At 66.5% G+C, this 13,318-nt stretch carries 12 protein-coding genes; 10 read left to right on the plus strand and 2 right to left on the minus strand.

Annotated elements, in window-relative coordinates; translation table 11 throughout:
- Positions 1 to 20: 20 nt before the first annotated feature.
- The 5 genes from RQG82_RS06995 to RQG82_RS20160 all read left to right on the plus strand — a co-directional run bounded on the left by RQG82_RS06995 (position 21) and on the right by RQG82_RS20160 (position 4,237).
- Positions 21 to 1,343 (plus strand): sugar ABC transporter substrate-binding protein, encoded by a 1,323-nt coding sequence (locus tag RQG82_RS06995; RefSeq protein ID WP_311258385.1) that lies wholly within the window; start codon positions 21 to 23, stop codon positions 1,341 to 1,343.
- Positions 1,340 to 2,233 (plus strand): sugar ABC transporter permease, encoded by an 894-nt coding sequence (locus RQG82_RS07000; protein ID WP_311258386.1) that lies wholly within the window; start codon positions 1,340 to 1,342, stop codon positions 2,231 to 2,233. The genes RQG82_RS06995 and RQG82_RS07000 overlap by 4 nt, the downstream gene beginning before the upstream one ends.
- On the plus strand, positions 2,230 to 3,126 hold the full coding sequence (locus RQG82_RS07005; RefSeq protein WP_311258387.1) for a carbohydrate ABC transporter permease: 897 nt from the start codon (positions 2,230 to 2,232) through the stop codon (positions 3,124 to 3,126). Before RQG82_RS07000 ends, RQG82_RS07005 begins: the two co-directional genes overlap by 4 nt.
- Before the next feature lie 174 nt (positions 3,127 to 3,300).
- The gene (locus RQG82_RS20155; protein ID WP_396653572.1) at positions 3,301 to 3,735 is read left to right on the plus strand and encodes a transposase; all 435 of its coding nucleotides are present in this window, start codon (positions 3,301 to 3,303) and stop codon (positions 3,733 to 3,735) included.
- 7 nt (positions 3,736 to 3,742) lie between these two features.
- Positions 3,743 to 4,237, plus strand: coding sequence for a transposase (locus tag RQG82_RS20160; RefSeq protein WP_396653588.1), 495 nt, complete (start codon positions 3,743 to 3,745; stop codon positions 4,235 to 4,237).
- Here RQG82_RS20160 and RQG82_RS07010 read toward each other — a convergent pair.
- Entirely contained in the window at positions 4,224 to 4,862 is a 639-nt protein-coding gene (locus RQG82_RS07010) for a GNAT family N-acetyltransferase (protein WP_311258388.1), read from the minus strand. The genes RQG82_RS20160 and RQG82_RS07010 overlap by 14 nt on opposite strands.
- A 240-nt stretch (positions 4,863 to 5,102) precedes the next feature.
- Positions 5,103 to 5,759: a GntR family transcriptional regulator gene (locus tag RQG82_RS07015; protein WP_311258389.1), complete on the minus strand. Its 657-nt coding sequence runs from the start codon at positions 5,757 to 5,759 to the stop codon at positions 5,103 to 5,105.
- 150 nt (positions 5,760 to 5,909) lie between these two features.
- On the opposite strand from RQG82_RS07015, the gene RQG82_RS07020 reads away from it, so the two are divergent.
- From RQG82_RS07020 to RQG82_RS07040, 5 genes are read left to right on the plus strand one after another with little or no spacing between them, the layout of a single operon-like run.
- Complete coding sequence (locus tag RQG82_RS07020) at positions 5,910 to 8,042, plus strand: beta-galactosidase (protein ID WP_311258390.1); 2,133 nt, start codon at positions 5,910 to 5,912, stop codon at positions 8,040 to 8,042.
- On the plus strand, positions 8,039 to 9,418 hold the full coding sequence (gene gcvPA, locus RQG82_RS07025; protein ID WP_311258391.1) for an aminomethyl-transferring glycine dehydrogenase subunit GcvPA: 1,380 nt from the start codon (positions 8,039 to 8,041) through the stop codon (positions 9,416 to 9,418). The genes RQG82_RS07020 and gcvPA overlap by 4 nt, the downstream gene beginning before the upstream one ends.
- Positions 9,415 to 11,028, plus strand: a complete 1,614-nt coding sequence (gcvPB, locus tag RQG82_RS07030) for an aminomethyl-transferring glycine dehydrogenase subunit GcvPB (RefSeq protein WP_311258392.1) — start codon at positions 9,415 to 9,417, stop codon at positions 11,026 to 11,028. Before gcvPA ends, gcvPB begins: the two co-directional genes overlap by 4 nt.
- Positions 11,025 to 12,368: an NAD(+)/NADH kinase gene (locus tag RQG82_RS07035; protein WP_311258393.1), complete on the plus strand. Its 1,344-nt coding sequence runs from the start codon at positions 11,025 to 11,027 to the stop codon at positions 12,366 to 12,368. The genes gcvPB and RQG82_RS07035 overlap by 4 nt, the downstream gene beginning before the upstream one ends.
- Before the next feature lie 20 nt (positions 12,369 to 12,388).
- On the plus strand, positions 12,389 to 13,147 hold the full coding sequence (locus tag RQG82_RS07040; protein WP_311258394.1) for a glucose 1-dehydrogenase: 759 nt from the start codon (positions 12,389 to 12,391) through the stop codon (positions 13,145 to 13,147).
- Positions 13,148 to 13,318: the final 171 nt, after the last annotated feature.

A 13,318-nucleotide genomic window follows, 5' to 3' on the forward strand; every position in this document is an offset into this window, starting at 1 on the left:
GCACGACGAAGGAGTCAGACATGAAGAATATGAGATTCGCTGGGATGGCCGTGTTCGCGGCGGTCGGGCTCGGCCTTGCCGGCTGCGCCACCGGGGGTGTGCCAAATGGGGGATCAGTCACCGTCCTAGACCCCGACGCGAAGCTTGACGGCGAAATCACGGTCTGGTCGTGGGACGTCGGGGCCGTGGCGCTCGAGCGCCTTGCCGCCGAGTTTGAGGATGCGCACGACGGCGCGACGGTGAACGTCGTCGACGTGGGCTACGACAACGCCTACGACAAGATGTCGGTCGGGTTCCAGGCCGGAACGGGACTTCCCGACGTCGTCACGATCGAGACGGATGCGGCCCCCGGCTACATCACGCAGTTCCCGAAGGGGATGCTCGACCTGAACCCGATCCTCGGCGGTGACGAGGCCGACTTCGACCCGTTCAAATGGTCGGCCGGATCGGATGCCGGTGGATCATTGCGCATCGCGCCCTGGGACTCCGGCACCGTGGGACTCTACTACCGTACCGACATCATTGAGGAAGCGGGCGTCGACCTCGAGACGATCGAAACCTGGGATGACCTAATTGCGGCGGGTATGACAATCAAAGAGAAGACCGGTCACACGCTGCTGTCCACCGACATCGCCGCGGGTGGCGGTTTCCAGATGTTGCTGCAGCAGCTCGGTCAGGGGCTCTTCAACGACGACGGTGAAATCACACTCGACTCCCCGGAAGCGGTGCGTGTGCTCACGATGCTGCAGGAGATGAACGCAGCCGGCCTCATCAAGAACGTCACCGGATGGGACGGCCGGGTCACCTCTGCGAAGGACGGCGATTCCGCCGTGACCGCCGAGGCTGTTTGGTGGATCGGCACGCTGCAGGGTGACGCTTCAGAACTATCCGGCAAGTACGCGGTCCTGCCGCTACCGGCCTTCGACGAAGGCGGCACCCGAACTTCGAACAACGGCGGCTCGGGGCTGGCGGTACCCACGCAGGCGAAGAACCCGCAGCTCGCCGCCGCGTTCGTCAACTTCGTCCTTGCTGATGCCGACAACCAGTTGTCGATGATGGCTGAAGAGGGCCTATTCCCGTCCTACCTGACCGCCCTGGAATCGGACTACTTCTCTGAGCCGGTCGAGTACTTCGGCGGCCAGCCGGTGTACGAGACGTTCGCCGAGCTCACCAGTCAGATCCCCCCGATCGTGTACACATCCGACAGCGCGGAGGCCACTGACATCGTCGCCAATGCCGTGTCCGCTGCGGTGCTGAACGGCGGCGATCCGGCGACGGTGCTCGCTGACGCGGCGAAGCAGCTCGCGACCTCGACAGGGCGAGAGGTCGCGGCGCAGCCATGACTTCCGCCACCTCGCCCGGGTCCAACCGCCGACGGCTGGATCCGGGCAGGGCGGGGCGATGGTTCGTGCTGCCGGCTGCCGCCCTGCTCCTGTTGTTCTTTGCCTACCCGCTGGGTGCGTCGCTCTGGCAGAGCCTGTTCCGCACTGAGGGCGGTGTCACGAGCTTCGTCGGCTTCGGGCAGTACGTCCGTCTGTTCTCCGATCCGCTGATCGCAAAGAGCCTTTTCAATGCAGGCCTGATTCTCGTGATCCAGGTGCCGCTGATGATGGCGCTCGCGGTGGGCCTCGCATATCTGCTGAATCAGTCGTGGCTGCGGTGGCGATCGGGTTTTCGCTTGCTCACGTTCCTCCCTGCGGTGACCACGCTCGTCGCGTACGCGGTGGTGTTCCGCGTGCTGCTCGCCACTGACGGCGGGGCCGTGAATCAGGTGATCGGCGTGATCGGCATCGCTCCGGTCGACTGGCTGAACAGCGAGTGGTGGGCGCGTGTCTCGGTCATCGCCGCAGTGACCTGGCGGTGGACCGGCTACAACATGGTCATTATCCTCGCGGGCCTGCAGTCGATCCCGCCGGAGCTGTACGAGGCGGCGAAGGTCGACGGGGCTGGACGTTGGCAGACGTTCTGGAGCGTCGTGATGCCGCAGCTGCGGCCGGTGCTGATCTTCACCGGAATCACCTCGACGATCGGTGCGCTGCAGCTCTTCGACGAGAACTTCATCCTCACCGGAGGCGGTCCCAACGATGCCACGCTCACCCCGGTGCTCTATCTGTACAAGGTCGGGTTTCGGCAGTTCGACTTCGGCTACGCATCCGCGATCGCATGGATGCTGGTGCTGATCACCGCGATCATCGCTGTGGTGCAATTCCGGGTCATGAGGGAGAAGCCATGACAGACCTCGATACCCAAACAGCGGTGACCTTAGGCCGACACAAAGGCAGCCTTGGCGCAGGGAAGCGCGGCGCCCGATCGAGGATGCTGCGGTTGCCGCTGTATCTTCTGCTAATCGGGGCCTCCGTGGTGTCGATCATTCCGTTCCTGTGGATGGTCATCGCGTCGTCGCATCCGTCATCCGAGCTGTTTGGCACTCCGCTGCCGGTGCTTCCCGGCGGCGCACTGTGGGAGAACCTCGCGCGACTGGAGGAGAGCATCGGCTTCAGCCGGGTAATGCTCAACAGTCTGCTGATCGCGGTGATCTACACGGTGTTCAGTTCGATCGTGAGCATTATGTGCGGTTACGGTCTAGCTACCTTCCGGTTCCGCGGTCGCGGCGTGCTGCTCGCGCTCGTGCTCGTGACGATGATGATCCCAATGCAGGTACTGCTCGTCCCGCTGTTCCAGATCATGGCGGGCATGGGATGGATCGACACCTACCAGGCCGTCATACTGCCGTTCCTGGCGAACGCGTTCGGAATCTTCCTCATGCGGCAGGGTTTCCTCGACTTCCCGCCGAGCCTGATCGAGGCGGCGCGGATCGATGGCGCGAGCGAGTTGCGCACGTTCTACCGGATCGTGCTGCCGGTCGCGAAGCCGCAGATCGCAGCGCTCGTGATTTACACGTTCATCAGTCAATGGAACGCGTTCATCTGGCCGCTGCTCATGCTGAACACCGAAGCGAACTACACGGTACCGGTCGCGCTGAACACGATGATCGGCATGAGCCGCGTAGATTACTCCGGTCTCATGCTGGGGTCACTGCTGGCGACGCTTCCCCTGCTGCTGCTGTTCTTGATCTTCCAGAAGCAATTCGTCGCGGGTCTGCTGGGCGGGGCCGTAAAAGGGTGAGAGCAGGCTCGTTTGACAGATTCTTTCATGACGCGGTGCGCTGGCCGCGAAGGGCGCGTTCTTCCGGAGCAGTTCGGTGTTCTCCCGTTCTCACTTCGCGAGCGTGCGTCCCCGTATGCTCGGGAGCCGCAACAGGGTGTGGGCCCGGAGATCGAATAGGATTTGGGCTCGGGCGTGTTGCTAAAGGGACAAGGGCGGCGTGCGGGCGACGCTTGCAGTTTGGCGTGTACCGAGATCTCCGATGAGGCCTGGGCTGTGATCGGCCCGCTGTTCCCAGTCGCGAGGACGATAGGGTGTCCACCTGTGGATCGTCGGATGGTGGTCGAGGCGACCGCGTGGCGGTACCGAACCGGCGCGCCATGGCGGGACGTCCCGGAGCGGTTCGGAAACTGGAACACGATCTACAGGAACTTGAATCGGTGGTCCGCGCAGGGTGGCTGGGCGGGGGTTCTCGAGAAGGTCCAGTCGCTCGTGCATCAGCGCGGCGAGCTGGACTGGGTCACGTCGATCGACTCGACGATCGTGCGCGTGCACCAGCATGGCGCGACCCTGAAGGGGGACATAGGGGTCTCTGTCGAACTACAAGAAGTTCGGCACGGAGTCCCCTGATCACGCGATCGGCCGCTCTCGCGGCGGGTTGACCACGAAGAACCACCTCGTCTGCGACGGGAAAGGTAGAGCACTCGCGTTCGTGCTGACGCCAGGGCAGACAGCAGACACGAGCATGCTGATCGACACGCTCTCCGAGATCCGCGTCCTCGGCCGCACGGGCAGGCCGAGGACCCGACCAGACCGGTTGCTCGCGCACAAGGGCTACCCATCGAAAGCGAACCGGGCCTGGCTGCGCGAGTTAGATATCGCCGCCACGATCCCCGAGCGCGACGATCAGATCGCCACCGCCGCAGGCGCCCCGGCCGACCCATCGACTTTGGGAGTGAACAGAGGGAGCGCTACAAGGGCCGCAACGTTGTCGAACGCTGCTTCACCAAGCTCAGGCAGTGGCGCGGCATCGCGATGCGCTCAGACAAGACTGCCCGCAACTACCACGCCGGTATCTGCCTCGCCGCGACTCTCCAATGGGCCACGTCGAGTGAACATCACTCATCAGTGACTATGACCTCCCACTCACCAAACTGCGTGAATCCCGCCGCTCGAGCGAGTGCGACAGAGGAAGCGTTATCGAGCTGACAGCGATACTGCGGCTCATATCCCCGCCCGAGCGCCTCGGCGCTAATCGCCCGAACGGTCTCGCGTCCCAGGCCTTGGCCGCGGAACGCTGGGAGCGTGATCACCCCCAGATCAGCGAGCTGGGTTCCGCTCCACGGATACATGCTGGCAACGCAGACCAGCTTGTCGCCGACAAAGGTGCCGAAGACGAGCCAGTGATCGAGCTCGACAAACGCCTCGTCGAGATCGACCTCGGGAGCTTCACCCGTGAACTCCTCGAACAACGCTGCATCGACGGTGGTGAGCTGGCGCGTCGCAGAGCCCTGAGCCGCGTCTCGCAGCGCCACCTGGTCGGGGAGAGTCACGTAGAAGAGGTGGTCGGGGTCGTTAAGTGAGATCCCTGCTCCCCTGAGCCGAGCGGCGACTTCCCCACCGTCAACACGTTCCCCATCGGTGAATCCGAGTTCATTCGCCCGTGCTGTCGAGAGTGAGAGCACCAAAGCTCCACTTTTGACTCGCAGCAGCGACACCGACCGATTTGCCGAGAGGGTCGGATCGACCGAGACCACCACCTCGCCCTCTGGCGAACCACCGAGAGAACCCGGAGCCCAATGCGAGAGCACAAGAGAAGAGAACACGACGGACGACCTTCCGAGCAGGTGGCGACTACCAGCAAGAGCCTAACCGTGCGCCAGGCCAACCGTCGAGCCGTTGCAACACCCTAGTAGTCCTCCGTTTTCGGCACGATATTGAACCTATCTCGACCGCGTACTGAGACTCGCTACGTCCACCGTCGAAAGTGTCAGCTCCTACGCGGTGAAGTAGCTACTCGACGCGTTGTCGAGGATGCGCTGCATGCCGTGCAGCCAGTTGAGCTTGAGCGCTTCAACGGCTCCGGAGATGTCACCGTCGGCGAGGTGACGCGCGATCTCGACGTGCTCTGCGGCGACGCGCTCGACCTTGACGTCTTCCGGCACGAGCAGAGACTCATACCGGTGGAACGAGCTGCGCACGTTTTCGATCACGGCCAGAAGTCGTGCGTTCGGGCAAGCCGACAGCATAACGCTGTGCCACTCGTCGTCTTTTGTGATGACGAGCTGGTGCTCGACGAGCTCGTCTGCGAAAGCGTCCGCCATTTCCTTCAGCCGAAGGCCGATTGCACGCAACGAATCCGGCGGGCTGAGCTCGAGGGCAAGGCTCTCAAGCGCGGCCATGACGGGCGCGAGATCGTGGAACTCGGAGGCGCTGAGTGGGACGAAGCGGAAGCCTTTGCCGTTCTCGCTCTCGATTTGACCCTCGGACTCCAGGGCTATCAGGGCCTCGCGCAGGGGAGTTCGGCTGACGCCCAGTTCTGTGGCGAGCTGCACCTCGTTGATGCCCTCGCCTGGCTCTACAAGACCCGCGCGCATGCGGTTGAGCAACTCCTGTCGAACCTGTGAGCGCAAGTTTTTGCGTTCGATTGCCATACGTCCCCTCTTCTGTCGCCTTGGCCGCCAGCCTATGGGTTGACCAAACTTGAGCAACGCCCTAATGTGTTGTATACAGAATACAACCAATCGTGACTTCCGCCAGTATTTCGTAGGGATTTGGCCGAGACAACTATGAGAGGAGCCGTCGTGCCCGTACCCGAATCAGCTGTCGGATCGCCCGAACAGCAGATCCGCCGCGTCCGACTCGACGCGCTCGCCTTCGGCGGCGACTACAACCCCGATCAGTGGTCGGAGGAGACCTGGCACGACGACATCCGTCTGATGCGCGAGGCCGGCGTGAACATGGTGAGCCTGCCGATCTTCAGCTGGCCCCAGCTGGAGCCCGCCCCCGGCGTCTACGACTGGGCGTGGCTCGATCGCATCATCGATCTGCTCTGGGATGCCGGTATCGCGATCGACCTGGCCACCGCCACCGCGACCCCGCCCTCCTGGCTGCTGCGTGCGCACCCGGAGATGGCGCCGTGGGATGCCGAGGGGCACCGGCTCGAGTTCGGATCGCGCCAGACCTATTGCCCGTCATCACCGGTGTGGCGCGAGAACGTCGCCCGCATGGCTCGCGCCATGGCGGAGCGGTACGGCCAGCATCCCGGACTCGCGATGTGGCACATCTCGAACGAGTACGGCGACCACGTCTCCCGCTGCTGGTGCCCCGAATCCGCGCGGCACTTCCGGCGCTGGCTGCAGGCTCGCTACGGCGATCTCGACGGGCTCAACGAGGCGTGGGGAGTGAACGTCTGGGGTCAGCGATACACCTCGTGGGAGCACATCGAGACGCCGAAGAAGGCGCCCGGTCCCGTCAACCCCACCAAGCTCCTCGACTTCGAGAGGTTCTCGTCCGACGCGATGCTGGAGCTCTTTCAGCTCGAGATCGACGTGCTCCGCGAGGTCACGCCGGACATCGCGGTGACCACGAACTTCATGAGCATGTTCCGTGACCTGGACTACTGGGACTTCGCGGCCGTCGAAGACGTCGTGACCGACGACGCCTACCCCGAGCCTGCCGATCCCACCTCGCACGTCGGCGCCGCGCTGAACTACGGGCTGATGCGCTCGCTCAAGGGCGGACAGCCGTGGCTGCTGCTCGAATCGTCGGCGAGCGCCACCAGCTGGCGCGACGTGAACGTGCCGAAGGCCCCGGGCAAGATCCGGGTGGAGAGCCTGCAGGCCGTCGCCCACGGGTCGGATGCCGTGATGTTCTTCCAGTGGAGGCAGGCGAAGTACGGGCAGGAGAAGTTCCACTCGTCGATGCTCGGCCACCGCGGCGAGCGGTCGCGCAGCTTCCGGGAGACCAAGGCGCTCGGCCTCGAGCTGAAGAAGCTCGAGCCGGTGCGCGGCACGCGCGTGCGCTCCCGTGTCGCACTGGTCGTCGACTGGGATTCGTGGTGGGGGACCAGCGCCGCCGAGTCGCTCCCCTCGCAGCGGCTGCAGTGGGCGCCGCAGGCGCGCGCCTGGCATCGCGCCCTCTACACGCTCGGTCAGCCGACGGATGCCGTGCGCGCGACCGGTCCGTTCGACGCGTATGACGTGGTCGTGGTGCCGAACCTCTACATCGTCGAGCAGCCGCAGGCCGACGCGCTCCGTGCGTTCGTCGAACGCGGCGGACACCTCGTGGTCGGTCCGTTCTCCGGCGTGGTGGATGCCACCGAGAAGGTGCACGACGGCGGTGCTCCCGGACTGCTGCGCGAGCTTCTCGGCGTCGAGGTCGACGAGCAGTGGCCGATCGCCGACGGCCTCACCTCGCGCATCGACTACGCCGGCTCGGCCCTGGCGGTGCCGCACTGGAGCGAGTGGATCGAGACGGATGCCGACGTCGAGGTGCACGGCTCGTACGCGGGCGGCGAGCTCGACGGTCTGCCCGCGGTCACCCGCCGCGCCGTGGGCGAGGGCTCGGCCTGGTACCTCAGCGCGATGGTGGAGCCCGACGGGATGCTGGCCATCTTCCGCGACGTCCTGCGAGGCGCGGGGCTGCCGGCCCGGGACGACACCGACGTCGACGTCGAGGTGGTCACCCGATCCGACGACACCACCGACTACACGTTCTACCTGAATCACGGCCGGACACCGGTCGCGTTCGCCCTGCCCGGCGCCGGAACCGATCTGCTCACCGGCATCCGTCATGAGGGCCGGCTGGAACTCGAGCGCTTCGGCGCAGCGGTGCTCGCGGCGCCGCGCTCCGGGTCCGCCCCCTTCGCCACCCTGACCACCCCGCTGCGCGTCGACGATCCGCGGCGCGACAACGATCTGAAGGAGGAAGCATGACGACGTTCGTGCATCCGTACATCCCCAACACGGCCCCGGAATCGCGCGACGCGATGCTCGAGGCTGTCGGCGCGGCATCCGTCGAGGAGTTCTACGCCGACGTCCCCGACGAGCTGCGTCTGCAGCGCGCGCTCGACCTGCCCGAGCCGCTGATCGCCGAGCAGGATCTCGCGCGTCACGTGCGCGGCATCCTCGCGACGAACCGCTCCACGGAGGAGCGGCTGAGCTTCCTCGGCGCGGGCACGTACAACCACTACGTGCCGGCGGTCGTCGACGAGGTGATCCGCCGCAGCGAGTTCCTCACCGCGTATGCCGGCGAACCCTACGAGGACCACGGGCGCTTCCAGGCGCTGTTCGAGTATCAGTCGATGATGGCCGAGCTGCTCGCGATGGACGTCGTGAACGTGCCGACCTACGACGGGTACCAGGCCACCGCGACGGGGCTTGCGATGGCCGGCCGACTCACGGGGCGCCGTCGCGTGCTCGCCCTCAGCGATGTGCTGCCCGAGAAGCACTCCAAGGTGCACGACTACATCCGTACGCATCTCGAGATCGAGCGCGTCGTCCCCGCCGACGGCACCGCCGACCTCGACGCGCTGATCGGGCGGCTCGACGAGAGTGTCGCCGCTGTGTGGATCGAGACGCCGAGCGCTACCGGTGCCGTCGAGACGCGGTTGGCCGAGATCGCCGCGGCTGCGCACGCGGTTGGCGCGATCATCGTGGTCGGCACCGACCCGATCGGCTACGGCGTCTTGACCCCGCCGTCGATGCAGGGCGCCGACATCGTCACCGGCGACATCCAGTCGCTCGGGCTGCATCAGTGGTTCGGCGGTGCGCACGCCGGCTTCATCGCGGTGCACGACGACGAGCGCTTCGTCATGGAGATGCCCTCGCGCCTGTTCGGACTCGAGTCCACCGACGTGGCCGGGGAGTACGGATTCGGCGACGTCGCCTACGAGCGCACCTCCTTCGCGCAGCGCGAAGAGGGCAAGGAATGGGTCGGTACGGCCGCCGCGCTGTGGGGCATCGCCTCCGGCGTCTACCTCTCGCTCATGGGGCCGGCCGGGATGGCAGAGCTGGGCGAACTGCTGCTGGCTCGTACGCGGTATGCGCAGCAGAAGCTCGCGGCGATCCCGGGGGTCGCGCTCGGCGACACTGCGCTGCATCTGCGCGAGTTCACGGTGACGTTCTCGTCGGTGCGTGCCGCCGATGTGGTGGCCGCACTGCGCGCGGAGGGGATCGAGCCTGGTGTCGTCCTCGGCGAGCGGACGCTGCTGGTGTGCGTGACCGAGGCCGTCTCCGCCGCGGACATCGATCGCCTCGCAACGGCTGTTTCCGCTTTCGTTTCCGATGACACCAAGGAGCACGGCGCATGAGCCTCCCCATCGCCCCGACCACCGGCCCCCGCCGCTTCCACCAGGCGAGCTGGAACGAGCCGATCATCTTCGAGCTGTCCACGCCGGGCGAGCGCGGGGTGTCGATCACGCCGGTCGAGCCGACCGTGCGTGAGGCGGTCGGTGATGTCCTCGCCGATCTGCCCGAGGGCATGCGGCGCCCTGCTCCGCCGGCGCTGCCCGAGATCGCGCAGATGCGCGTGCTCAAGCACTTCCTGCGGCTGTCTCAGGAGAACCTCGGCTCCGACCTGAACGTCGACATCGGCCAGGGCACGTGCACGATCAAGTACTCGCCGAAGATCAACGATCAGCTCATCGAGGTGCCACAGCTGCGTGCGCTGCATCCGGCTCAGGACCCCGCCGACACGCAGGGCGCGCTGGAGCTGATCTGGCGGCTCGAGCAGATGATGCAGGAGATCTCCGGAATGGATGCCGTCTCGCTGGCGTCGCCCGGCGGTTCGGCCGGCATCTGGACCAACATCGCGATGATCCGGGCGTACCACGAGTCCCGCGGCGAGGGAGATCAGCGGGACGAGGTCATCACGACGATCTTCAGCCACCCGTCCAACGCGGCCGCCGCGAAGGTGGCCGGGTACAAGATCATCACGATCTACCCGGATGCCGACGGCTACCCCGACCTGGATGCCTTGAAGGCCGCGCTGTCCGAGCGGACCGCTGCGATCATGGTGACGAACCCCGAGGACACCGGCATCTACAACCCGGCCATCAAGGAGTGGGTCGATGCCGCGCATGCGGTGGGCGCTCTCGCCTCGTACGACCAGGCCAATGCTGCCGGCATCCTCGGGATCACCCGTGCCCGCGACGCCGGGTTCGATGTCTGCCAGTTCAATCTGCACAAGACGTTCTCGGCGCCGCACGGCAGCGGTGGGCCCGGCGCTGCGGCGAACGCGGTGTCCGCGGCGCTCGCGCCCTTCCTTCCCGGGCAGCGGGTCGAGAAGGTCGACGGCCGCTTCGTGGTCCGCGAACCCGGTGAGCTCTCGATCGGGCACGTTGCACCGGCACACGGCGTCATCCTGCACGTGGTGCGTGCGTACGCGTGGATCATGGCGCTCGGTGCGGAAGGCCTGCTGACCGCGTCGCAGATCGCCGTGCTGAACAACAACTACCTGCTCTCTCGCGTGCTCGAGATCCCGGGCGCCTCGGCGCCCTACGCGACCGGCCGACGCCGCATCGAGCAGGTGCGGTACTCCTGGCAGGAGCTGTTCGAGGACACCGGCATCACGTCGGAGGAGATCGGCATCCGGATGGCCGACTACGGGTTCCACTACTGGACGAGCCATCACCCCTACGTGGTGCCGCAGCCGTTCACGCTGGAGCCCACCGAGTGCTACTCGAAGACCGAGATCGACGAATACGTCACGGCACTGGCCCGGGTGGCGCAGGAGGCTCGCGAAGACCCGGAGCTCGTCCGCACGGCTCCGCACAATCAGACCGTGCACCACACCCATCACGACTCCCTGGATGACCCGGAGTTGTGGGCGGTCACCTGGCGCGCGTACCGCCGGAAGTATTTCAACGAGGTGCCGGCGGACGACGTCGCGCGCTCGCTCGAGGAGTCCGTCGCCTCGTGATCGGACTGGTCGTCAACCCTGTCGCCGGAGTCGGCGGGCCTGCGGGTCTCGCCGGCTCCGACGGTGCGGACGTGCAGCGCCTCGCGGCTTCGCGTGGTGCGCGTTCGCACGTGCAGGAGCGGGCGGCCTTGGCGTTGACGGTGCTGGCCGCGCGGCATCCAGGACTTGAGGTTGTGACAGCTGCCGGGGCGATGGGGGCTGATGCCGTTCGAGCGGCGGGCCTCGTGCCTCGCGTCGTGTACGAGCCTTCCCTGTCGTCTCGAGGTCTCGCGGAATCAGGCGGACGCGCGGAATCAGGCGATTCCCCGCTGAATCGGCCTGACCTCGCACGAGTGCCTGATCCGACGCGCTCCACGGAAGCCGCCGACACGGCGCGCGCCGTCGCTGCGCTCGTTGAGGCAGGAGCCGATCTCGTGCTGGTCGTCGGTGGCGACGGGACCCTGCGGGACGCAGCGGCCGGACTCGGTGCGGTCGCTTCCGCGTTCACAATTCAGTCAGAACGTGGAGGTAGGCCCGTTCCGGGCCCTGAATCGGACCATGCGATGCCGTCCTTGCTGAATTATGAACGCCGAACCGGCGAGCCCGAGGCTCGGATGCCGGCTGTGCTCGGCGTTCCGGCGGGCGTGAAGATGTACTCACCCGTGTTCGCGGTCAGTCCTCGCGCGGCGGGAGCGCTCGCCGCCGACTGGGTGACCCGCGGCGGTCTGCCCACCGCCGACCGCGAGGTGCTCGACATCGACGAGGCCGCGATGCGCCGCTCACGGGTCGAACCCACCCTTTACGCGATGCTGCGGGTGCCGTACCTCGCCGGTCGCACGCAGGCGCGGAAGGCGGCGACCCCGGCGTCGGAAGCCGCGGCTGTCGCGGCGGCCGCCCGTGGCGCCGTGGCCCGGATGCGTCGCGGCATCCGGTATCTCCTCGGCCCCGGCGGCACGACCGCTGAGATCGCCAGGCAGCTCGGCGTCGAAGGCAGTCCGCTCGGCGTCGACGTGGTGCTCGACGGTGCGGTCGTCGTGCGTGCCGCGAGCGAGCAGCGGCTGCTCGCCGAGATCGCGCTCGGCCCGGCGCAGGCGGTCGTCACCGTGATCGGCGGCCAGGGGTTTCTGTTGGGGCGCGGCAACCAGCAGCTCTCGGCATCCGTTCTCCGTGCTCTCGGCGACGACCCGCTTCTCGTCGTCGCGTCGGAGCAGAAACTCCTCGATCTGCACGGCAGTCCCCTCCTCGTCGACACCGGCGATCTCGAGCTCGACGCCCGTCTGGCCGGGCACGTCCGCATCGTCACCGGCGTGGGCACGAGCAGCCTGTATGCCGTGACCGCCCCTGAACTCACCCCCGTCTGAAAGCACTCGAAAGGAACCCCATGCGTCTCGAGAACAAGAAGGCCATCGTCACCGGCGGAGCCGGCGGCATCGGTCGCGCCACGTCGATCGCGCTCGCCGCGGAAGGCGCCGCCGTCGCGGTCGTGGACCTGAACGCCGAGGCCGCCGAGGCCGTCGCGGCAGAGATCCGCGAGACCGGCGGTACGGCGGTCGCCATCGCCGCCGATGTGTCCAGCGAAGCCGACATCGAGCGCGTCGTTGCGACCGCGGTCGCCGAGCTGGGCGGGGTGGACGTCGTCTTCAACAACGCCGGCATCATCCGGCGCACGACCGCGGTCGAGACCACCGTCGAGGAGTGGGACCGTGTATTCGGCGTGAACGTGCGGTCGATCTTCCTCATGTGCAAGCACATCGTGCCGATCATGGAGGCCGCAGGCGGCGGCTCGATCATCAACACCGGCTCCGGCTGGGGGCTGAAGGGTGGGGGTCAGGCGATCTCGTACTGCGCCTCGAAGGGCGCCGTGGTGAACATGACCCGCGCGTTGGCGATCGACCACGGGCCCGCCGGCATCCGGGTGAACTCGGTCAACCCTGGCGACGTGAACACCGGGATGCTGCGCGAAGAGGCACGTCAGCTCGCGCAGGACACGAACGCGTTCCTCGCCGAGGCTGCTGACCGCCCGCTGCGCCGTATGGGCGAGCCGCATGAGGTCGCCCAGGCCGTGGTCTGGCTCGCGAGCGACGACTCGTCGTACGTTACCGGTACGGCGTTGGTGGTCGATGGAGGAGGAATCGCCTAGCGATCTCAGCACGCAGGCTGAACCTACCGTGCGCAACGATCAACAAGTCTCGGAAAGCGTGACGCTCGACCGCCGATTGAAATGGCCGACACGGCCAAGCGCTCTTAGCACGAATGGAAGGAAGACCGCGGCGCTAACGGCTTCACGTCCTCTCGTAGCAATCTAACAGGC

It is taken from the genome of Microbacterium sp. WCS2018Hpa-9, assembly GCF_031843745.1.
Lineage (GTDB): Bacteria > Actinomycetota > Actinomycetes > Actinomycetales > Microbacteriaceae > Microbacterium.

Bases quoted from the DNA above. Each gene is read 5' to 3' on its own strand.
- RQG82_RS06995 (WP_311258385.1), top strand. From the start codon at position 21: ATGAAGAATATGAGATTCGCTGGGATGGCCGTGTTCGCGGCGGTCGGG.
- RQG82_RS07000 (WP_311258386.1), top strand. From the start codon at position 1,340: ATGACTTCCGCCACCTCGCCCGGGTCCAACCGCCGACGGCTGGATCCG.
- RQG82_RS07005 (WP_311258387.1), top strand. From the start codon at position 2,230: ATGACAGACCTCGATACCCAAACAGCGGTGACCTTAGGCCGACACAAA.
- RQG82_RS07015 (WP_311258389.1), bottom strand. From the start codon at position 5,759: ATGGCAATCGAACGCAAAAACTTGCGCTCACAGGTTCGACAGGAGTTG.
- gcvPA (WP_311258391.1), top strand. From the start codon at position 8,039: ATGACGACGTTCGTGCATCCGTACATCCCCAACACGGCCCCGGAATCG.
- gcvPB (WP_311258392.1), top strand. From the start codon at position 9,415: ATGAGCCTCCCCATCGCCCCGACCACCGGCCCCCGCCGCTTCCACCAG.
- RQG82_RS07040 (WP_311258394.1), top strand. From the start codon at position 12,389: ATGCGTCTCGAGAACAAGAAGGCCATCGTCACCGGCGGAGCCGGCGGC.